The 20684-nt window shown below is 66.3% G+C and carries 22 protein-coding genes, 2 tRNA genes, 1 pseudogene and 1 riboswitch; of the genes and pseudogenes, 10 read left to right on the top strand and 15 right to left on the bottom strand.

Annotated features, from left to right (window positions below):
• On the bottom strand, positions 1 to 1537 hold a 1537-nt coding region (locus IED13_RS29290), incomplete at its 3' end, for a HAMP domain-containing protein (RefSeq protein WP_191126042.1).
• Positions 1538 to 1705: 168 nt separating this feature from the next.
• On the opposite strand from IED13_RS29290, the gene IED13_RS27680 reads away from it, so the two are divergent.
• Entirely contained in the window at positions 1706 to 2479 is a 774-nt protein-coding gene (locus IED13_RS27680; RefSeq protein ID WP_191126043.1) for a DUF1499 domain-containing protein, read from the top strand.
• Between the two features lie 60 nt (positions 2480 to 2539).
• Here IED13_RS27680 and IED13_RS27685 read toward each other — a convergent pair whose 3' ends face one another.
• Positions 2540 to 3454 (bottom strand): MBL fold metallo-hydrolase, encoded by a 915-nt coding sequence (locus tag IED13_RS27685; RefSeq protein ID WP_260368392.1) that lies wholly within the window; start codon positions 3452 to 3454, stop codon positions 2540 to 2542.
• A 213-nt stretch (positions 3455 to 3667) separates the two neighbouring features.
• On the opposite strand from IED13_RS27685, the gene IED13_RS27690 reads away from it, so the two are divergent.
• Positions 3668 to 4291 (top strand): biotin transporter BioY, encoded by a 624-nt coding sequence (locus IED13_RS27690; protein WP_051987559.1) that lies wholly within the window; start codon positions 3668 to 3670, stop codon positions 4289 to 4291.
• A 100-nt stretch (positions 4292 to 4391) separates the two neighbouring features.
• Here the strand turns inward: IED13_RS27690 and IED13_RS29125 are convergent, their stop codons facing one another.
• Positions 4392 to 4526, bottom strand: a complete 135-nt coding sequence (locus IED13_RS29125; RefSeq protein WP_260368393.1) for a hypothetical protein — start codon at positions 4524 to 4526, stop codon at positions 4392 to 4394.
• A 328-nt stretch (positions 4527 to 4854) separates the two neighbouring features.
• On the opposite strand from IED13_RS29125, the gene IED13_RS27695 reads away from it, so the two are divergent.
• On the top strand, positions 4855 to 5235 hold the full coding sequence (locus IED13_RS27695; protein ID WP_038359451.1) for a methylglyoxal synthase: 381 nt from the start codon (positions 4855 to 4857) through the stop codon (positions 5233 to 5235).
• A 134-nt stretch (positions 5236 to 5369) separates the two neighbouring features.
• Positions 5370 to 5507 carry a hypothetical protein gene (locus IED13_RS27700; protein WP_156115882.1) on the top strand — a complete coding sequence of 46 codons (138 nt, stop codon included), beginning with the start codon at positions 5370 to 5372 and terminating at the stop codon, positions 5505 to 5507.
• Between the two features lie 63 nt (positions 5508 to 5570).
• Here IED13_RS27700 and IED13_RS27705 read toward each other — a convergent pair whose 3' ends face one another.
• Both IED13_RS27705 and IED13_RS27710 read right to left on the bottom strand, forming a co-directional pair.
• Complete coding sequence (locus IED13_RS27705; RefSeq protein WP_038359449.1) at positions 5571 to 5912, bottom strand: hypothetical protein; 342 nt, start codon at positions 5910 to 5912, stop codon at positions 5571 to 5573.
• Between the two features lie 321 nt (positions 5913 to 6233).
• A tRNA-Pro gene (locus IED13_RS27710) sits at positions 6234 to 6310 on the bottom strand.
• 160 nt (positions 6311 to 6470) lie between these two features.
• On the opposite strand from IED13_RS27710, the gene IED13_RS27715 reads away from it, so the two are divergent.
• From IED13_RS27715 to IED13_RS27730, 4 genes are all read left to right on the top strand, one after another.
• A tRNA-Gln gene (locus IED13_RS27715) sits at positions 6471 to 6545 on the top strand.
• Between the two features lie 279 nt (positions 6546 to 6824).
• On the top strand, positions 6825 to 7211 hold the full coding sequence (locus IED13_RS27720; protein WP_248312803.1) for a c-type cytochrome: 387 nt from the start codon (positions 6825 to 6827) through the stop codon (positions 7209 to 7211).
• Between the two features lie 17 nt (positions 7212 to 7228).
• Positions 7229 to 8506, top strand: a complete 1278-nt coding sequence (locus tag IED13_RS27725; protein WP_191126044.1) for an NAD(P)/FAD-dependent oxidoreductase — start codon at positions 7229 to 7231, stop codon at positions 8504 to 8506.
• Between the two features lie 75 nt (positions 8507 to 8581).
• Positions 8582 to 8977, top strand: a complete 396-nt coding sequence (locus IED13_RS27730) for a c-type cytochrome (RefSeq protein WP_038359445.1) — start codon at positions 8582 to 8584, stop codon at positions 8975 to 8977.
• 107 nt (positions 8978 to 9084) lie between these two features.
• Here the strand turns inward: IED13_RS27730 and soxA are convergent, their stop codons facing one another.
• From soxA to IED13_RS27775, 9 genes are all read right to left on the bottom strand, one after another.
• A complete protein-coding gene (soxA, locus tag IED13_RS27735; RefSeq protein ID WP_191126045.1) occupies positions 9085 to 9843 on the bottom strand; it encodes a sulfur oxidation c-type cytochrome SoxA in 759 nt (252 codons plus the stop codon).
• Positions 9844 to 9851: 8 nt separating this feature from the next.
• Positions 9852 to 10172: a thiosulfate oxidation carrier complex protein SoxZ gene (locus IED13_RS27740; RefSeq protein WP_112762847.1), complete on the bottom strand. Its 321-nt coding sequence runs from the start codon at positions 10170 to 10172 to the stop codon at positions 9852 to 9854.
• 3 nt (positions 10173 to 10175) lie between these two features.
• Positions 10176 to 10667: a thiosulfate oxidation carrier protein SoxY gene (locus tag IED13_RS27745; protein WP_191126046.1), complete on the bottom strand. Its 492-nt coding sequence runs from the start codon at positions 10665 to 10667 to the stop codon at positions 10176 to 10178.
• Positions 10630 to 11094, bottom strand: coding sequence for a sulfur oxidation c-type cytochrome SoxX (gene soxX, locus IED13_RS27750; protein ID WP_191126047.1), 465 nt, complete (start codon positions 11092 to 11094; stop codon positions 10630 to 10632). Before soxX ends, IED13_RS27745 begins: the two co-directional genes overlap by 38 nt.
• Positions 11072 to 13255, bottom strand: coding sequence for a xanthine dehydrogenase family protein molybdopterin-binding subunit (locus IED13_RS27755; RefSeq protein WP_191126048.1), 2184 nt, complete (start codon positions 13253 to 13255; stop codon positions 11072 to 11074). Before IED13_RS27755 ends, soxX begins: the two co-directional genes overlap by 23 nt.
• A gap of 17 nt (positions 13256 to 13272) precedes the next feature.
• Positions 13273 to 13740, bottom strand: a complete 468-nt coding sequence (locus IED13_RS27760; protein WP_113252690.1) for a (2Fe-2S)-binding protein — start codon at positions 13738 to 13740, stop codon at positions 13273 to 13275.
• Positions 13741 to 14161: 421 nt separating this feature from the next.
• A complete protein-coding gene (locus IED13_RS27765) occupies positions 14162 to 14944 on the bottom strand; it encodes an ABC transporter ATP-binding protein (protein WP_191126049.1) in 783 nt (260 codons plus the stop codon).
• A 10-nt stretch (positions 14945 to 14954) separates the two neighbouring features.
• On the bottom strand, positions 14955 to 15998 hold the full coding sequence (locus tag IED13_RS27770; protein ID WP_113252689.1) for a FecCD family ABC transporter permease: 1044 nt from the start codon (positions 15996 to 15998) through the stop codon (positions 14955 to 14957).
• Positions 15995 to 17026, bottom strand: a complete 1032-nt coding sequence (locus IED13_RS27775) for an ABC transporter substrate-binding protein (RefSeq protein ID WP_404801917.1) — start codon at positions 17024 to 17026, stop codon at positions 15995 to 15997. Before IED13_RS27775 ends, IED13_RS27770 begins: the two co-directional genes overlap by 4 nt.
• A gap of 218 nt (positions 17027 to 17244) precedes the next feature.
• Positions 17245 to 17454, bottom strand: a riboswitch (cobalamin riboswitch).
• Between the two features lie 579 nt (positions 17455 to 18033).
• Between IED13_RS27775 and IED13_RS27780 the strand changes: the two genes are divergently transcribed.
• Positions 18034 to 18750, top strand: a complete 717-nt coding sequence (locus tag IED13_RS27780) for a DUF3102 domain-containing protein (RefSeq protein ID WP_191126050.1) — start codon at positions 18034 to 18036, stop codon at positions 18748 to 18750.
• Positions 18751 to 18879: 129 nt separating this feature from the next.
• Positions 18880 to 20448 (top strand): Wzz/FepE/Etk N-terminal domain-containing protein, encoded by a 1569-nt coding sequence (locus IED13_RS27785; protein ID WP_191126051.1) that lies wholly within the window; start codon positions 18880 to 18882, stop codon positions 20446 to 20448.
• A 109-nt stretch (positions 20449 to 20557) separates the two neighbouring features.
• Here the strand turns inward: IED13_RS27785 and IED13_RS27790 are convergent.
• Positions 20558 to 20684, bottom strand: a pseudogene (locus IED13_RS27790) (IS5 family transposase); the annotation flags it as partial.

Raw genomic sequence — 20684 nt, forward strand, 5'->3', positions numbered from 1 at the left:
TCGCGACCGTGGCCGAGAGGCGCTCGACCGTCTCGTTGATCGCGCCCTGCAGATCGGCGAAGCGGCCGCGATAGCCGCCCTCGACCTGCCGCGTCAGGTCGCCGCCGGCCACCGCCTGCAGAACCCCAGCGAACTCCGTCGTCGCTCCGTCGACCACGCTGTTGATCTCGTTCAGCCCCTCGACGAGTTCCTTGAGCGGGCCTTCCATGCCGCCGGTCTGGGCCTGGCCGGAGAAGTCGCCGTCGCGGGCGGCGGCGACGATGCCGGCGACCTCGCCGAGCAGCTTCTGGACATGGGCCGCCTGCTCGGCATCGGCGAGCATGGTCAGCTCGCGATCGCGGCGGTTGTTCTCGAGCGCCAGAGCGTTCTCGCGATAGATTTCGAGCGCGCCGCTGAGCGCGCCGATCTCGTCAGGGGAAGGCGGAGCGGGAATCGCCTGCGAGAAGTCTCCCTGCTGCATGGTGTCGAGCGCGGACTTCAGCGAGACGAGCGGGCGAACGATCCGGCGCTGGACGCCGCGCCAGCTCATCACGCAGATCGCCAGCAAGGCGGCGAGCAGGAAGCCGACGATGCCGAGACGCGTCCAGGCCGCAGCGAGCTTGGCTTGCGTCACATCCGCCATGTCGTCGAGCGACTGGGTGACGGCGGAGACGATCGCGTCGAATGGCGCGTTGCACTGCTTCGTCCAGTCCTCGGCAGCGATGACGGGGCCTGAGCCCTGGCCGAGCTTGCCGATCAGCTGGTCCATGCCGCGATTGGCGGCCTCGACCTGGGTGGCGGCCACGCCGACCTTGCGGACGAGCTCCTCGCCGACGCCCGGACGGGCGCTCAGCTGCCTGAGCTGGGCGAGGCTTGCGTCGGAGGAGCCACGCAACTCGCCGAGCTTGCGAAGCTGGCTTCCGTCGAGCGCCTTGCCGGAGCCGAAGACCGGGCGCAGCAGCGAGCACTGCGTGCCGTAGTTGGAGCGCACGCTCCAGCCGGCGGATTTGAAGCCCTGCAGATCGGCGAGGACCGGATCGGCCAGGCGGGCGGCGTTCGAGGTCGCGGCCGAAGCCGTGACGAGCGCGCCCTCGATCGCGCCGACGCCGTTATACCAGGACATCGTCGCGGCCAGGCTGCGCTGTGCCTTGGGCTTTGCGGCTTCGGCGTAGAGATCCTGGCTGCGCCCCTCGTTGCGCTTCTCCTGCGCCGAGACGTCCTCGATCAGGGCGGCGCGGTCCGGCAAGTCCGTCGCCTTCAGCCGCGCTATCGCCTCGGCGATCCTCGCCTTGTTGGTCTTCTCGATCTCGCGGATGACGGGGGCGGGATCGTCCGTGGCCTGAATGCTCGTCTGAGCCTGTCCGCGATTGGTGCGGATGGCATTGCCGGTCAGCAGCAGGGCCCTGTCGGCCTCTACGAGATCGGCGAGGCGCATATTGGTCCGAACCTCCATGACGGACTTCTCCGCCATATAGCTCAGCGCACCGATGCCGGGCACGCAGAGGCAGGCCATCGTGGCCACGAGATAGTTCTGGATCGAGGCGGGGAAGAATTTCACGGCGAGGCTCTGGAGGCGACGTACGGCGGGGAAGGCGGTGACGCAGGCCGAGGAGGCTGACCGCGGGGGGCCACGCCTCTTCGTGCCCAGTTATCGTCAACTTGATTAAGATTGCGCTTAGAGCACGGGCCGCTTGCCTTCCTGGCTGTCCGGGATCACCTAAAGGCGATGCATCGCCGTCTCGTCTTCGAGGAACCGGTTTCGCGGGCCGCCATCTGGAGCCGGCGGCTGGCGTGGTTCTCCTGCGCGGTGCTGCTGCTGTCGCTTCTGCTCGTGCGGCTGCGCGAGCCCAGCATCGAAGGGCTTGCGCCGGTTGTCGGCGCCTACCTGCTCGTCCTGTTGGCGCTGGGCCTGGCGCTCGTCGCCTTCGCCCGCATCTGGCAGAAGGGGCATCGCGGCGTCGGCATGGCGGCCGGTGCGCTCCTGCTCTGCCTGATCCTGCTGGCACCCGCCGGCTATGTCGGCTTCATGCTGGCGACGCGGCCGGCTCTGGCCGATATCTCGACGGATATCGACGATCCGCCGGCCTTCAGCCGCTCGATGGCGGCGTTGACGGCCCGTGAAGGGCGCATCCCGCCCGATGTCGCGCCCGAAAAGCGCCGCCTGCAAAGGCAGGCCTATCCGAAGATCGCGCCGATCGTCCTCGAGGAACCGGCGGATGCGGCCTTCAGCCTGGCGCGCAAGGCCGTCACCGCGCTGGGCTGGCAGATCGTGGAAAGCTCCCGCCCCGGCGGCCGCAGCGGGGCAGGGCGCATCGAGGCCGTGGCGCGCGGGCGCATCCTGCACTTTTCGGAAGACATCACTATTCGCATAAAGCCGCGCGTGGACGGCAGCCGCATCGATGTCCGCTCGGCCTCACGCATCGGCAGCCATGATCTCGGCGCCAATACCAAGCAGATCGCCGCCTTCGCCGCCGAAGTCGAGCTGCTGATGGAGCGATAGGGGGCAAGCGACTCCGGTGGGGCCGCTTCGCTTGTGCTCGCAAGGACGGCCGCGGCGGTGTCAGGCGAGGCGGTAACGGCTCGACAGGGCCGGAACCGTGTCGCTGGCGGCGACGAGCCCGCGCGCGACCAGATCCTCAATCTGGGCGAGGACCGACAGCGCGGCGGCCCCGTGCAGCACGGGGGCCAAGCCCTGATAGATCACGGGCACCATGGCCGCGATGGTTTCGTCGCCCGCGCCGATGCGGTTGAGAATGGCGGCCTCGCGCTGGCGGCGATGCTGGACGAGGCCGCGCAGGAAGCGCTGAGGCTCGGTGACGGGGCCGCCATGGCCCGGCCGATAGAGCCGATGGTCCATGCCGCGCAGCTTCTCGATCGAGGCCATATAGGCCGACATCGAGCCGTCCGGCGGGGCGACGATCGAGGTGGACCAGGCCATGACATGGTCGCCGGAGAACAGCGTCTCCTCCTCGGGCAGCGCATAGGCGAGATGATTGGCGGTGTGGCCGGGCGTCTCGACCGCCGTCAGGCTCCAGCCCGGTCCGGAGACGGCATCGCCGTCCCGCATCTGCCAGTCGGGCATGAAATCGCTATCCGCCGCGGCGTCGAGCACACGGTCTTCGCCGGGGCCGGGCGCACGCGAGGGGCGATGCGGGCCGCAGCCGACGACGCGCGCGCCCGTCGCCGCCCTCAGGGCCGGAACGGCGGGCGAATGGTCGCGGTGGGTGTGGGTGACGACGATGTGGCTCACCGTCTCGCCGGCGACCGCCGCGAGCAGGCGCGCGACATGGCCGGGATCATCCGGCCCCGGGTCGATGATCGCCACCGTGCCGCGGCCGACGATATAGCTGCAGGTGCCAGTGAAGGTCATCGGCCCGCCATTGCCGGCGATGACGCGGCGCACGAGCGGGGAGAGCTCCGCGACCTCTCCGGCCGGTGTCGTCAGGCTCCTGTCGAATTCGACGTCGTCGCTCACTGTCCGATCCTGTCCCTGCCCGATCTTGCATCCGCGCGAGGCGGCCGTCAGCTTTCGATCCCGCCCAGCCGGACTGCCCGTTTCCGCCAGCCCCGCACGCTTGTGGCGCTTTGGCGCATTTTCTATAGACAGGGAAGGGGTCGCACGGCGCGGCTTCCATACACAATAATGCGGCCGCACGGCGCGGCCTGCCGCAAAACAGGACGATGTGCCATGGCCGACATGCTGCCCCTGCAGGCTTCGACCCTCGCCGGCGAGCTCTTCCCGGCCGCGAAACCCCGCTCCGCGGTCCTGCGCAATGTGGCGCTGGCCGTGGCCGGCAGCCTGCTCATGGTCGCCGCCGCGAAGATCAAGGTGCCGTTCTGGCCGGTGCCGATGACCTTGCAGACGCTGGCGGTGCTCGCGCTTGGCGCGGCCTATGGCGCGCGGCTCGGAGCCGCGACGATCGCGCTCTATATCGCGTACGGGCTCGCGGGCCTGCCGGTCTTCACCAATACGCCGCCGGCCGTGGCCGGGCCGCTCTACCTTCTCGGCCCGACGGGCGGTTTCCTGCTGGGCTTCGTGGCCGCGGCCGCCATCGCCGGCTGGGCGGCGGCGCGCGGCGCCTCGCTCGCTCGCCTGGTCGGCGGCCTGCTGCTCGCCGATCTCGCCCTCTTCGTCGTCGGCTGCCTCTGGCTGGCCTTCGGCGCGCAGATGGCGGGCGGCGCGAGCGGCGTCGGCCTGGCCAAGGCCTTCGCCTATGGCGCACAGCCCTTCCTGCTCGGCGAGGTCCTCAAGATCGCGCTCGCGACCTGCATGGTCGGAGCGGGCTGGTCGCTGATCGGCCGGCGCGGCTGAACGCAATCTGCGACTGCAAAACGAAAAGGCCGGGGCGCAAGCCCCGGCCTTTTTTATGAGCGATTCGCGGCGATCCGTGAGAAACCGCTCGCTTCCGGTCTTATTTGACCGGCTCGCTGCCGCCGCAGCTCTTCGTGTCAGTCGTGAAGAACGGGCCGAGATTGCCGCATTTGTCGCAGCCGGACAGGGCAAGGCCCAGCCCGAGGATCGCGACGAGAAGGGAGATGCGCTTCATGGGCTTCGACGGCTCCGATTCGAACAGGCCGCGACTTTAACGGCGGTGCCGGGCCCGGGACAAGGACGGGCTTCCGGCTGTTCTCGTCAGAGGCCGCTCGCCAGCCAGCCGAGAATTCCGGCGGCTGAAACCGTGAACAGAACGATCACGGCTTTCGCGTCGTCGGGCCAGTGGCGCATCATGCTTCGTCTCCCATCGAGGAAGGCGTCGCAATAGTCATGCCATTTAACGGAGCCATGACAGGTGGCGCGTGGCGAGCGGTCGCGTATCCTGGCGGCGGGCCGGCTCCCTGCCGGGGCGCTGCCCTTCGAAGGGAGACCAAGACATCATGGCATTGACCATCGGCATGATCGCTCATGACCGCAAGAAGCCCGATCTCGCCGCCTGGGCGGAGGCTCATCTCGATCTGATCGCCCGGCACAAGGTGGTCGCCACCGCCACGACCGGCTCGGTGTTGCAGCGCACCTTGCCGGACCTGCCGATCAAGCTGGTCAAGAGCGGGCCGCTCGGCGGGGACCAGCAGATCGGTGCGATGATCGCCCAGGGCGAGCTCGATGTCCTACTGTTCTTCCCCGATCCGCTCGAAGCGCAGCCGCACGATGTCGATGTGAAGGCGCTGCTGCGGCTGGTGCTCGTCTATGACATCCCTGCCGCCTTCAGTCCGCGCACTGCGACCGAACTGGCGCGATCCGGGCTTTTCGCCCGGTGAGCGAGCGCGATTCGGCGATCGCGGAGGGCTCACAAGAGCGAGAGTGACGTAGCGTGCTCTTGTGCAGTGCAGCGAAGAGGCTTACGTCGGAGCTGCCTTAGGCAACCCTTCCCCCTATCTGAAAGGAGAGCCGAATGTCTGAAAGGCACCAGTCCGACTGTGCGCTCGAGGATGAGCCCGCCAAACAGACGGAGACCAGCGAAGCGCAGGACCAGGAAGGCTCCGAAGCCTTTTCGCCGCGCGACTATCAAGAAGGATTCTGGGGCAACTAGCCCCATTTTCAACCATCACGAAACCGGAGGGCGGCAAAGCGCCCTCCGGCACGGATCAGCCGATCAGTAGCGCGGGCCGTAGTCCCGGCGATAGCCGTAGCCGGGCCGCGGGCCATAGCCCGGGCGCGGTCCGTAACCAGGGCGCGGGCCATATCCGGGGCCGCGGCCATAGCCTGCCCCATATCCCCTGTTTTGGTGGCCGCGCTGCCGTTCCATATTCTGCTGAATGATCATCATCCGGCGCATTTTTGCTGCGCTCGCGGTGAACTCCACCGGTCGCTCGTCGAGATGCCGGGCCACGGCAGCGGGCAAAGCCTCGCCGGCAAGGGCCGGTGCTGCTGCAGTTGTCAGGGCACCTCCGATCGCGAGCGAGCCGAGAAGGCCGAGAACGGCAGAAATCTTCATGTCAGTTTCCCAAATCAGATGTATCGCACGGGTTGCATCTTAGGGCTGTGCGCGATCAAGACAACCTCTGGGTGAGGGCGGCTGTTCCTACAAGGCTCTGAAAGCGACGGGCGACGCCCCTGAAGGAGGGGATGGCTTTTGCGCCGGAGCGCTCCATTATGGGGAGCGCTTGGCCATTCGCCGTATCCGGCCTGCGTCGCTGGCCGGGGAATCTGGCCCAGCACGGCCGGGGTGATCCGAAACCCACCGGCAAGCCTGCGACGAAACGCGCGGGCCCCGCAGGGCTTAATTCTCAACGCTTTGATTTATCGCGGGAAATTTTGGTCGGAGTGGCAGGATTTGAACCTGCGACCCCCTCGTCCCGAACGAGGTGCTCTACCAGGCTGAGCCACACTCCGATCAACTGGTGGCCGGCTTATAGCCAGCGCCGCGCCGCAGCGCAACAGCCTGTTTGCATGTTGTGTCGGAAAACCCACCGAAGCTTTTTTCGCATGATCCCGGAGAGTCCGCCAAGGCGGTTGCGCAGGGCGGCGGCGCGTTCTAGAAGGCGCGACACGTTGGGGCGTCGCCAAGTGGTAAGGCAGCGGTTTTTGGTACCGCCATTCGGAGGTTCGAATCCTCCCGCCCCAGCCAAGCGCCTCCGATTTTCACAGACGCGGCCGACCTTCCTCATTCCTGCGACGATGTTGGAGGCTGGTGTAGCGCGCCGCGATTTTCTGGACATTCGACGCGATATTCCGAACAGCGGTGAAGCAAGCGATAGCGTCGGCTGATGGCGCTCTGCGCTCCGCCCCTCGGATCGGCCGGGCCATCGCATCCGGCTGACGTGATCGTGAAACGGGCGCCCTCAGAATTCCTCCAATCGCAGGCTAGTTCCGTCGGATGGCTTCTGGAAATCTATGGCCGATGCAGATGTGGATCATCCCGAGCTGCGAGGGCGCGCGCCGGTCGAGTGCGGCTGGCAGAGGCTTGCGCCGCGCGTGGCGCGGGCTGGGCTTCGCTGTGCTGGGCAGCACGGCTGCGCTGCTCATTTGCGATCCGGCGTTGGCGGCGGAAGACCAGGCGCTGGGACGGTATCTCGCGCTCGAATGCTCCTCCTGCCACCAGCTCTCCGGGGCAAGCGCGGGCGGCATCCCCTCGATTGTCGGCTGGCCCGAGGCGCAGTTCGTCGCGGTGCTCGATGCGTATCGCCGCAAGGAGCGCGAGGGCCAGGTGATGCAGGCCGTCGCCGCAAGGCTCAGCCGCGCGGAGATGGTCGCGCTCGCCGCCTATTTCGGCACCCTTTCACCGAAACCCTGAGATCGCGGAGGCAGGCTTTGAAACCGACACGGCGCGATCTGATCATCGGTGCGGGGACCATCACCGCTTCCGGCGCGCTGGGAGTGCCGGCTGTTCTGGGCCAGGCCAAGGCGCGCGTCGTCGTGATCGGCGGCGGCGCGGGCGGCGCGACGGCGGCGAAATACATCGCCCGCGACGGCCATGGCGCGATCGCGGTGACGCTGGTCGAGGAGAACGAGACCTATCAGAGCTGCTTCCACTCGAACCTCTATATCGGCGGCTTCAAGAGCTATGATCAGATCGTCCATCGCTACGACGCCCTGACCACGGCCTATGGCATCACGCTCGTTCGCCAGCGCGCCGCGCGGATCGACCGCGACAGAAAAGAGGTCGTGCTGGGCGACGGCAGCCGGCTGCCCTATGACCGCCTCGTCCTCTCCCCGGGCATCGACCTGAAATACGATTCTGTTCCCGGCTGGTCCCAGGCCGCCGAGGAGGTCATGCCGCATGGCTGGAAGCCGGGTCGCCAGACGAGATTGATCCGAGAGAAGCTCGACGCGGTGCCGGACGGCGGCACCATCGTCATGATCGCTCCGCCGAACCCCTATCGCTGCCCGCCCGGCCCCTATGAACGGGCCTCGATGTTCGCCCATATCCTCACATCGACGGGCCGGACCAAGGCCAGGGTCGTCATCCTCGATCCGAAGGACAGTTTCTCCAAGCAGGGCGTCTTCATGCCGGATTGGGAGAAGCGCTATGGCGCGATGATCGAATGGCTTAGCCCCCGGGTTCATGACGGCATCAAATCGGTCGATCCCGCGAGCGGGACCGTCGTCACCGGCTTCGAGACCTATGAGAACTGCGCCTTCGTCAATGTCATCCCCGCCCAGATGGCGGGCGCGATCGCGCGCGAGGCCGGCCTCGCACCGGCCGGCGGTTATTGCGCGATCGACCCCGCGACGATGAAATCGACCGCCGACCCGGCGATCTTCGTGCTCGGCGATGCCTGCAATGCCGGCGACATGCCGAAATCCGCCTTCTCGGCCAATAACCAGGCGAAGATCGTGGCCATGGTGGCCTGCGCGGAACTGGCGGGCGGGCCGGCCTTTCCCGCGCGCTATTTCAATACCTGCTGGAGCCTCGTCGGCCCAGACGACGCGATCAAGGTCGGGGGGCGCTACGAGCCGAAGGACGGGCGCATCGCGGCGACCGAGACCTTCATCTCGCAGCCCGGCGAGAGCGACGAGGTTCGGCGGCAGACCCAGGCCGAGAACCTCGCCTGGTACGAGGCGATCTGCGCCGACATGTTCACCTGATGTTCGCCGTTTGCGGATGCCGCGCGAGCGCGTCCGTTCGAGAGATTTGAACGTTCGCATTGGAGACCGGAGTCGATGACGAAGACGATAGCCGCAACTGCCGCCATGATCGCCGCCATGATGTTGGGGGCTGCATCCGCCAGCGCGCAGGATGTCGCCGCGGGCGAGAAATCCTTCGCCAAATGCCGTGCCTGCCATCAAGTCGGCGAGACGGCGAAGAACACGATCGGACCCGTGCTCAACGGGTTGTTCGGCCGGCAATCGGGCGCGGTCGAGGGCTATGCCTATTCGCCCGCCAACAAGAACGCGGGCATCACCTGGGACGATGCCAGCTTCGCCGACTACATCAAGGATCCGCGCGCGAAGATGCCGGGCACCAAGATGGTTTTCGCCGGCATCAAGAACGACACGGAAATCGCCGATCTCACCGCCTATCTCAAGCAGTTCGCCGCCGACGGCAAGAAGCTGTAGGGGGTCTAGAGCATTTCCGCGTTTCTCCGAATCGCGGAAATGCTCCATCTCTTTGTCTCATCGCATTTTCTTCACGCGAACCGGTGTCCACTTCGCTCGAAAATGCTCTAGCGCCGCATGGCCGGCGTCTCGACGGGCAGCCCCTTGGCTCGCCCGGCGAGATAGAGCTCCAGAGCGAGATATTCGGGCGAGCCATAGTCGAATTGCGTCGCCCTGACCCCGAGCGAGCAGGCTCGCAGCCGTCGATGCAGCGAGCCGACCGTGTTCCATTCCAGCCGATAGGCGGGATAGCCCGTGCCGACGCCATGGCTGATCGTATCGCCGCGCAGCTTCTGTCCGACGAGCCCGTCATGGCATTGCTTGCAGGAGAGATTGAGCTGCCCCTGCCGGCGTTCGTAGAAGGCCTTGCCTGCCTCGAAGAAGGGCTGCGCCGGCCCGTCCGTCCGCACGCTCATCGGCAGGCCGCGAGACAGCGAGGCGATATAGGCTGTCAATGAAAGCATCTCGGCCGTTTCATAGCCGAAGGCCGGCTGCTGTTGGCGTTCGACACGGCACTGCTCGATCCTGCCTTCGAGATTGAGCAGCTTGCCGCTGGATGGGTCCACTTGCGGATAATGCGTCGCCGCGCCCCGCAGACTCGTGGCGGGATCGGCGTGGCAGTCGAGGCAGGCCTGGCCGCCGCCGGAGGGCTTGGCGGCGAAGAGATCCCGGCCCTGATCGACCCAGAACCAGGCCGGGTTGCGGGTCGGATCGTCCTGCTGGCGGTGCAGTTCCGGAGACAGGAACGTGCTGCCGGATACGATCTCGTCGGCTTGCGCCGGCGCCAGGACCGTCAGCAGACCGATCAGCAGGAGCGACAGGCGCAAGGCGCTTCTCAGGCCACGGTCAGGCGCGCCGTGCGCGTATAGGTCGCGCCGCCGTCCTCCCGCCACTCGAAGACGATGTCGCCGGTCTCGACTGCGCGCGTGCAGAACGAGACGAAGGGGTTGGCGGCGACGCCGGTATTCATGTCGATGCGAAAGATCTCGGCGCCGGCATAGGTCGCGGTCATCCGGTTGAGGATCTTGCGCGGCACGGTGCCGCCCTTGCCGTCCGACTGGCCGCCGCGGTCCATGGGATGGCGGACCAGCACCTTGATCTCGACGGGCTCGCCCGCCTTCGCCTGGGCCGGCACGGTGATGCGGGCATTGAACATCGCTCAGCCTCCGTCGATGCAGGCGCTCAGCGTCACCACGACAGGCGCCCTGGCGATCGCGTAGCGCCCGTCGCTATGGGCAACCACCGCGGCGACGGTCTGCGACTGCGCGAGACGCAAGGTGATCGCCACCTCCGCCCGGCCCGCACGCGGCGAGAGATGGATCCGCGCCATGTCCGGAAAGGGGTTCTTGTCGGCAATCAGATGGATCCAGCGAACATGCGCCGCCTCGGTCATCGGGCTGTCGACGGCGATGCGGACATCCACCGAATTTCCATTCTCGACCAGCGCCGGGATCTCCAGCCTGACACCGCCTTCGGCCGGAACCGTGCCTTCCGTGACGCGCTGGACGAGATCGTCCAGCGTCTCGGTTTCAGCGGCGCTGGACATCTCGGGCCACGTCGCCAGTGCCAGGCCCGCCGCAGCGATGGCGACCGCCTCCCGGCGGCTCAGGGCCTCACTGCGCCCTGAGCGAGGCGAGATAGGAAACGACATCCTCGATCTCCTGTGCCGAGAGCGCGGGCTGGCCGCGATAGGCCGGCGCCACGTCTCGCATGTTTTCCGTACGGAAGTAGGGCGGCATCACCGTTTCGGGATCGAGCCGGGACATGTCGACCAGCCGCAAACGGATCTGCCCGGCGTCGAGCCTTGCGCCTACTCCCTTGAGCGGCGGCCCGATCGAACCCTGGAAGGGTTCGGCCGGATCGTCGCCATGATGGCAGATCAGGCAGTTGCCGCGCTCGCGATCCCTGACGAGCGCCGCCCCGCGCGCGGCATCGCCGACCTTCCCGCCCAGCGGTTCCGGTATGGTGTCGGCGACGATGCGGTAAGGCTCCAGCGCCGCCACCTGCCCGGCGAGCAGGGCGAGGACGATGGCCCCCGCCCAGCCCGCCGCGCGGTTACGCCTTGCGTAGGTCGGCATTCTTCAACGGAAGCGAGCGGACGCGCTTGCCCGTCGCCGCGAAGATCGCGTTCAGGACGGCGGGCGCCGCAACGGCGATGGTCGGTTCGCCCACGCCGCCCCAGAAGCCGCCCGACGGCACGATCACCGTCTCGACCTTCGGCATCGCCTCGAGGCGCATCACCTCGTAGGTGTCGAAGTTCTCCTGCTCGACGCGGCCATCCTTGATGGTGATCTCGCCATAGAGCGCCGCCGAAAGGCCGTAGACGAAGGAGCCCTCGACCTGCCGCTCGATCTGCGCCGGATTGACGGCATGGCCCGGATCGGTTGCCGCGACGATACGGTGAATGGTGAGCTTGCCATCGGCGCCGACGGAAACCTCCGCCACCGCCGCGACATAGGAGCCGAACCCCATGGTCTGGCAGATGCCGCGGAAGACACCGTCCGGCAAGGGCTTGCCCCATTCGGCGCGCTCGGCCGCTGCGTTGAGCACGGCAAGATGCTTGGGGTGGCTCTTCATCAACGAGCGCCGGAATTCGAGCGGATCCTTGCCCGTTTCATGCGCGAGTTCGTCGATGAAGCTCTCCAGATAGATCGTGTTCTGGTTGAGGTTGACGCCGCGCCAGAAGCCCGGCGGCACATGCGGGTTGCGCATCGCATGGTCGATCAGGAGGTTGGGAAAGGAATATCCGATCGAGGCTTCGGGGCCGGGGGCGTTGAGCCCCTGGAAAACGACCGGGTCGCGCCCGTTCTGGATGTTCTGCGGGAAGAGGCCAGCGACGATCGATTGACCGGAGATGCGCATGTGGAGCGCGGTCACATTGCCGTCCTTGTCGAGTCCGGCCCTGAGCTTGCACTGCGTGATCGGGTGAAAACGCCCGTGCAGCATGTCCTCCTCGCGCGACCAGATCAGCTTCACCGGCGTGCCGGGGATCTGCTTGGCGATCGCGACGACCTGCCTGACCCAGTCATGCACCGCACCGCGCCGGCCGAAGCCGCCGCCGAGGTCGATCTTGTAGGCTTCGCATTTCGCCAGCGGCAGGCCCGAGGCTTCCGCGGTGGCGGCCAGCGCTGCCTCGCCGTTCTGCGTCGGCGTCCAGACCTCGCATTTCTCGGGGGTATAGAGCGCGGTCGCGTTCATCACCTCCATGCAGGCGTGATTCTGGAAGGGGTAGCTGTAGGTCGCCTCGACCACGCGGGCGGCCCCGGCCAACGCCCCCTTGGCGTCGCCATTCTGGTTGCCGACCACGGCGTCGGGCGCATCGAGCCCTTCCTTCAGCCAGGCCGCGATGCTTTCGCTCGTGACCTTGGCGTTGGGACCCTCGTCCCATTCGATCGGCAGCGCGTCGAGCGCGGTCTTGGCCTGCCACCAAGTCTCGGCGACGACGGTGACCGCGCTGTCCCCGACGGGCAGGACATGCTTCACGCCCGGCATGCCCCTGACCTTGGCCGCATCGAAGCTCTTCACCTTCCCGCCGAAGACCGGGCAATCCTTGATCGCGGCGTTGAGCATCCCCGGCAATTTGAAATCCATGCCGTAGATCTTCTTGCCGTTGGTCTTGTCGACCGTGTCGAGGCGGGGCAGCGCCTTGCCCGCGATCGTCCAATCCTTCGGGTCCTTGAGCGGCACCTCCTTCGGCGCTTCCAGCTTCGCGGCTGCGGCGGCCACCTGCCCGTAACGGAGCGAGCGGCCGGACGCCTTGTGCGTGATCACGCTCTTCTCAGCGCTGCATTCGGCCGCCGGCACCTTCCATTCATTGGCCGCCGCCTGGATCAGCGTCATGCGTGCCGCGGCGCCGCCCTTGCGGACATAGTCGTGCGACTCGCGGATGCCACGGCTGCCGCCGGTCGAGAAATTGCCCCAGACGCGGTTGCGCGCGATGTTCTGGCCGGGCGTCGGATATTCGGTCGTCACCTTCGACCAATCGCAATTGAGCTCCTCGGCGACGAGCTGCGCGAGGCCGGTGAGCGTGCCCTGGCCCATTTCCGAACGGGCGATGCGGATCACCACCTTGTCGTCGGGATGGACGACGACCCAGGCATTGATCTCGGGGGTTCCCGCCTGCTGAGCGCCGGCAGGAATGGAAAAGCCGAAGGTGAAGGCGCCGGCAACCGCGGCCGAACCGGCGAGGATGTGGCGGCGGGATGGGCGGAAAGAACGGGGGGCGGATAAGACGGTCATGATCGCTCTCCTTTCCCTCAACCGCGGCCGAGCTGGCCGCCGGCGGCGACGTCGAGGATCGCGGCCTTGACGCGGACATAGGTGCCGCAGCGGCAGATATTGGTCATCTCGCTGGCGATGTCGGCTTCGCTCGGCTTCGGATTGGCCTGCAGCAGCGCAGCCGCGGTCATGATCATGCCGCTCTGGCAGAAGCCGCATTGCGGCACGTCGTGCTTGATCCAGGCCTGCTGGACCGGGTGGGTTCCGTCAGGGGAGAGCCCCTCGATCGTGACGATCTTCTGCTCCTCGGTCACGGCGCTGACCGGCAGCGCGCAGGAGCGCGTGGCGACGCCGTCGATATGGACCGTGCAGGCGCCGCACTGGGCAACGCCGCAGCCATATTTCGTGCCGGTCAGACCGATCTGTTCGCGGATCACCCAGAGCAGCGGCGTGTCGCCATCGACTGCGACGTCCAGAGTCCGGCCATTCACATTCAGCTTCGTCACCGTAAACCCTCCCGGTTCGGTTCAAGCAGGACGGCGAGAGAGCCAACGCGCCTCGCCGGAAGCCTCAGGATGCCGTGCGAGCATGCCGAGGAATTTTGAAGTGGAATGATTGAAACTCAGAAGTCCGGCAGCGCCAACGGCCAGCATCGGCCGATCACGTTTCGTGAGCGCTGCCAGAAGAGCGAATGCAGCGCCGTATCGTGCGAAAACGGCTTTTGCTCCGCGCAATTCGGACGCTTCTGCCCGCATAGCGGGTGCTCAGCCACCGTTGCGTGTTTCACGCAGATGTGAACCTCGGGATTGCCTGAGGCTGCGTGACGTCGTCAGGCGGCCGCCCCGCAATATGGTCGATGTGTCGATCGCGTTCGATCCCGCGAACGACATGGCGTTGCGGCCTGCTCTCGCAGGGCGCCGGGAACGATTAAGACCGCTCTCTTCCCTCGGCCTCGATCAGGTATTCGATGTGGCGCCGCCCGGACGCTCCGGGCCGGATCGCGACCGCGACGCCGAAGATGCGTTGGATCGTTTTGCTCGTCAGGACCTCGTCCGGCGAACCCGCCGCTTCCAGCCGCCCCTCATGCAGCAGCGCGATCTCGTCGCAGAACATCGCTGCGAGGTTGAGATCGTGCAGCGCCATGATGCAGGTGATGCCGAGGCGGCGGATGAGGTTGAGGATCGCGAGCTGGTGCTGGATGTCGAGATGGTTGGTCGGCTCGTCGAGGATCAGCTCGCTCGGTTCCTGCGCCAGCGCCCGGGCGATATGGGCCCGCTGGCGCTCGCCGCCCGACAGCGTATGCCAGGACTGGTCGTGCCGCTCCGCGAGCCCGACCCGCGCCAGCGCTTCGTTCACCGCCGCCTCGTCCGCCGCGCTCCAGGATGCCAGCGCTGCGCGATGCGGCGTGCGGCCGAGGCGGACGACGTCGCAGACGGACAGCTGGATCTCGGTCGTCGCCTGCTGCTCCACGAAGGCGAGGCGGCGCGCGAGATCGCGCCGCGCCACGCCGGCGATGTCACGCCCATCAAGCATGACGACGCCGCTCGCGACATTGCGCAACCGGCAAAGCAGCCTGAGAAGGCTCGATTTGCCCGAGCCGTTCGGACCGATCAGGCCGAGCACCCGGCCTGGCGCCGCCTGCAGTGTCACCCCGTCGATGATCATCCGGCCGGCGGTGCCCCAGCGCACCTCTCGCATCGCGAGCGTCATGTAGGCCCCATCATTTGGGTTTCCTGGCGCGATAGAGGATCAAGGCGAAGACCGGCGCGCCGAACAGCGCGGTGACCACGCCGATCGGCAGGATCTGCTGCGGGATCAGCACGCGCGACAGGATGTCGGCGAGGATCATGAAGATCGCACCGATGACGAGGCAGGCGGGCAAAAGCCGGGCATGGCCGGAACCGACGAGGAAACGGGCGGCATGGGGAATGATCAGCCCGACGAAGCCCACCGTTCCGACGATCGAGACCATCACGGCGGTCATCACCGCGGTCGTGGCGAAGAGCACGATTTTCACCCGCGTGACCGCGACGCCGAGCGAGGCGGCCGCGTCGACGCCGAAAGCGAAGGCGTCGAGCGCCTTGGCGTGCAGCATGCAGATGCCGAAACCGATGAAGGCGACCGGCGCCGCGATCCAGAGGTCGGGCCAGCGGACGCCGCCGAAATTCCCAAGGAGCCAGAACATCACGCCCCGCGCCTGCTCGGCGCTGGCGAGCGTCGTCACGATCGTCGCGGTCGCCGCGTTGAAGAGCTGCGAGGTGGCGACACCGGCGAGGATGACGCGATCGCTCGCCCCGCCCGCTCCGGTCGCCAGGAGCGCGACCACCGCGAGCGCGGCGCAGGAGCCGATGAAGGCGCCGGCCGAGACCGTCAGCGCCGTGCCGCCGATGCTGACGCCGAGGATCAGCACCGCGACGGCGCCGGTCGAGGCTCCCGCCGAGATGCCGAGAACGTAAGGCTCCGCCAGGGGATTGCGCAGCAGCGCCTGCAGGATTGCGCCTGAGAGAGCGAGCGCGCCGCCGCACAACCCCGCCATCAGCGCCCGGCTGAGGCGATAGTCGAAGATCACGCCCTGCTGGATCGCGCTGACGGGCCAGTCGAGACCGAAGAGCCCGTTGCCGAGCGCCTTCAACGCCGTCTCCAACGGGATGCGCATCTCGCCGATCGTCACCGCCAGCGCCACCGCGAAGGTGAGCGCCAGCAGCGAAACCAGCGCGACGGCGATCCGCGCCGGCCAGTTCGGGCCGTGGGCTGCGTGGCTCAAGGAGTCAGACCGAAGCCGGCGATCGCCTTGGCGAGCGTCTCGATGCCGTCCACCGTATCGAGCCCGGCGCGGGTCGCTCCGACATCCATGATGACGATGCGATTGTTCTTCACCGCGTCGAGCTTGCTGGCGACGGGGTCGGTTTTCAGGAAATCGAGCTTCTTCTCAATATCATCAGCCGGAAAGCGGCGGCGATCCATCTTCACCGTGACGATGACCGCGGGATTGGCGGCGGCGGTGCTCTCCCAGCCGACCAGCGGCCATTCCTCATTGGTCGTGATGATGTTGCGCGCCCCGAGCTTCGACAGGATGTAGGCGGGCACGCCGTTCCTGCCGGCCATGAAGCCGTCGCCCTTGATGTCCTTGCTGGAGAACCAGACGACGACCGGCACGTCCTTGACCTTTGCATCCGCCACCGCCTGGACCGCCTTCTCCTCGCGCGCCTTGAGCTCGGCGACGAGCGTCTCGGCGCGGTCGGACACGTCGAAGATCTGCCCGAATTCGCGGATGTTGCGATAGACCAGCTCCATCGTGAACATCTGTGTGCGCACACCGTCGCCGCCGCCGGAATTGTCCTTGCCGACGCAATCGGTCGGCGAGACATAGGTGGGCACCTTGACCTTGGCGAACTGATCGCGCTTGCCGACGATGCCGTTGGGGCCGACATGCCATTCGAACATTGCGGTGACGAGGTCCGGCTCCTGCGCGAGAACCGCCTCGAAGCTGGGGTCGTTGTCGGCGAGGCGCTTCACCTTGGCATTGACCGCCTCATAGGGCTTGGCGATGGGCGAGAACCAGACGGCGGTGCCGACGACGCGATCGCCGAGGCCGAGCGCATAGAGGATCTCGGTCTGCGTCTGGCCGATTGAGACGACGCGCTTGGGCGCGGCGGTGAAGGTGATCGTCTCGCGGCAGTTCTCCAGGGTCAGCGGGTACTGGGTGGGCGCTGCGCCGGCCGCGCCCGCGGCCAGGCTGCCGAGGAATGCCAGGACGGGCCATTGAAGCAGGCGGACGAGAGGGCGCGCAATCGGCACAGAGCAAGCCTTATACGAAACATTGTTACATTTCTGATAGGGCGAGCGGCGCGCAGCCGTCAAGCTCCCCGCGACAGCGCGGCCGGCGGTCTTCATGAACATGGACTTCATCGCTCCCCGAGATGACGGATGCGGGAGCTGCGCAGGATGCGGACGGATAACGGCCGCGCGGCCATCACCGACACACACCTCCGGAACACCCCGTCCGAAAGACGTCTTCGATGACCGGGGCAGGTCTCCTGGCTCGCGGGTCGACGCCGGTTCCGCCCGGCCTTCCCGGCGCGGCACGCGCCAGTGGACGATGGACGGAGAGCTCGCCGCTTACAGTTGCGGGGGCAGCCTCGGCTTTGGCGCAACGCGCCTCACCGAATTCCCTCTTAGCTCCAGGCTGAATCTGGAGAACCTCGATCACGTCCAACCTATAAGGTCGTGCCGCACCGTCAAGCTCGGTTCGGGACCATCATGATCGACGTCGATACGCCGACGGCACTGTAGATCTGGGGCCCAGGCGCGGCGGCTTCGCAGACCGGTGTGATGTCCGGGCTTTCTCCGCTCGACGCAGCGTCACTGGCTATGTTGCTGCCCGGGTTTCTGGTTCGCCCTGCCAGGAGATCGGTTCACTGCGGGCGTGACCTTCCGGCAGCCAAGATCTCGCTTGCGGCGATTTCTGCCACGCGGCATCCCGTCTTGATACTTACGTAAGGTAATGTTTCTGAAGAGAGGCCGAGCTGCCATCAGGCGGGAGCTTCCGAAAAGCGAGGCTCATTTCGCTTGTCGCGGAGCGGAACGGGGGTAGCTCCGATTCTCCTAAAATATGATAAGTAACTGATATAAATTAGATTTTTATTTAATCTCTGTCGCCGAGCCGGCGTCGTAAACGGATCGCGTGTCGCCTCAAGGAGCTACTCCCTTTGCGCCGACGGGAACCCCTTTGCTCGCTTCACGGTGCAGTGCACCAAGCGTAAGCTGAATAGTACTGTGGGTTGAGTGAGGGTATAGCCGTGTTGCCGAATGCACAGCTCTCCGCGACAGAATTGCAGGATGCCGCTCAAAGGATCAAGGTCCTGCGTCGGGCTGCGACCGAACATGCTGTGGAAATCGGCCGCGAGCTCCTTCGCGTCAAGGAGCGGCTGCCCCACGGGGTCTTCGTCAAATGGGTCGAAAAGGCGTGCGAGTTCAAGATCAGGACCGCGCAGGACCTGATGAAGCTGGCGCGCGGCGCCGATTCCGATGCGAATGCGAAGCTCGTCGCGCTGATGGTTCCATCGACGCTTCGTGTCTATCTCGCCAAGACGACCCCGCCGGCGGTTCGCACCACCATCCTGCAGCGACTCGAGAATGGTGAGCGCGTGTCCCGCAGCGAGCTGCATTCGCAGGTCGTGGATACGCGCAAGACCAGGATGGAGGCGGTGCAGCGTCCGGCGCAGGAAGGATTCTCCTCGTCGTTTCTTCCCCCGCGCGAGCTTAACGGGCCCGCCGAAGGGAGGCGAAACGACCCGGGCGCGGACCGGGCCCGCAGGGTGGCTGAGCTGATTTTGCGGCGGCTCAGCCCGGAGGATTACGGGCTCATCATGGAGGAGATGAGCTGGGAGGTCTGGAACAGAGCCTTTGTCTGGATGAGAGCGGCGCGTGTTGTGGACGCCGAGCATCTGGAATTGGCTTTGCCCAGTACAGCGACGAATCAATCGTGCGAATTCGTTCCTGCAAAGCTGCAGTGAAAAATATCGAAGTTTTATCGTGACTTACAGCCCGCGTATTCGCGTTGTGTGACTTGCGAACGCCGTCTTTGAGGGAGCGGAGTTCCTGCAAAGACATCAAATGGTCGGTGGATACAGATCGGAAGCCCAATGTCGGTCTATATTGACGAGCGCCAGCCCTCCACAACATTCGGCCTTCTCAGCCTACGCCGCCGCTGGAAGCTCATTGCCGCATGTGTCGGTCTCGCGGCGATGCTTGGCCTGCTCTACACGGTGCTGAGGCCAGCGAGCTATACGGCGTCGACGCAGCTCCTGGTCTATGTGAAGGAAGTTCAGCCCGGCCCCGACCTCGTCATTTCCCTCGGGCGCGCCGATCTCACGCAGGTCGAGAACGAGAGCGAGGTCATCCGCTCGCGCGGCACCCTGGCTAAGGTCGTCGGGGCGCTGGACCTGACCGAGGATTCCGAGTTCGTTCCCGCGGCGACGGTGCTTCAGGGGCTCGCCCGGTGGCTTTCCGGCACGTCGCCAGCAACCTCCGACGAGAGCCGCGCGAAGCAGGAAACCGCCATCGAGTCCCTCGCCAGGAGCATCGCGGTCAAGCGGGTCGGAACCAGTCACACGATCCTCGTCGACGTCACGACCTCCGATCCGGAGAAGTCCGCGCTCATCGCCAATGGCATCAGCCAGGTCATGCTTCAGGCGCGTCTCAACGCGGAGCAGGATGGCGAGCGCTCGCCATTGCTGCGCGAGCGGCTGCAGGGGCTGGGACCCAGCGTCTATGTGATGACGCCGGCGCTCGCTCCGGACAAGCCCAACGGACCGCGGAAGATCCTGATCATCATGGCTACGGTCATGGCCGGAGTGGTGATCGGGGCGGCGCTGGCGCTGTTTCTCGACTTCCGGGACAAGACGATCCGCAGTGCCGCGCAGATTCAGCGTTTCGGCCTGGAGTGCATCGGCGCGATCCCCTTGTTCAAAAGCGGCAAGCCCGCGATTTCGAGCCAGGCTCGGCAGCGTGCCGGCCAGGATCGCCTGCCTGAAGCCTTGCTGGCGCAAACGCTTCTGCGGGCGACGGTCGCGATCGAGGCGGCCAAGGCACGCACCGTCGGCGTCGCCTCCTCGATCGCAGGAGATGGCGCGACGACCGTGGCGCGGCACCTCGCCCAGATGGCCGCGCGCAGCCAGAGGAAGGTTCTGCTCGTGGAGGCCGGCGGCAGCGAGACGTCGCGATCGTCCGCGAGGGAGATGTCCTCCGCGCCGGCATTCTCGGGGACGCAGCCGCAGCCGCTCGGCGGCAGCCTCTGGAACAATGGCGGCGACGGACCCGATCTTCTCATCACGCCTCCTCCCGGCACCGGCGAGGGCGCCGCCAACTGGTGGATGCATTGCGATCAGACATCGCTGGCAGCCTACGACCTGATCGTCGTCTGCCTGCCGGCCCTCGAACGCGGTCCCGAGTTTCGCATGGCCGCGCAGAACATCGACGGAATCCTGCTGGTGATGAAATGGGGCGGCGCCGAGATGGAGCGGATCGAGCGCGCCTTCACGGTCTCCGGCGCGGCGCCGTCGGATTTCATCGGAGCGGTTTTGAACATGGTCGATGACCGGATGATCGGCCGTTTCGGGGACAAGCTCTGGGAGGCGGAAGGGTTGATGGCCGCCGGACGAGGCCTGTTCGGGCCTGCGATGCCTATCGAGCCGGTTGCCGGATCGTCATGAAGCGGAGAGGTGCTACGATGAAGCGAAGCCGTTCATGGGTAAATGTCGTCGGGACAGTTTCACTGGTCCTGTTCACGCTCAACGGCAACACTGTGCGCGCGACGTCCGACTAGGCTTCGTGGACAAAGGGTAGCCAGAGTTTGACTGCGGCAATGGCGACGAATCCGAGGTAAGATTCCTTGCTCTTGTCGTAGCGTGTGGCGACGCGCCGCCAGTTCTTGAGCTTGCTGAACAGA

It is taken from the genome of Allobosea spartocytisi, assembly GCF_014764685.1.
GTDB classification, from domain to species: domain Bacteria; phylum Pseudomonadota; class Alphaproteobacteria; order Rhizobiales; family Beijerinckiaceae; genus Allobosea; species Allobosea spartocytisi.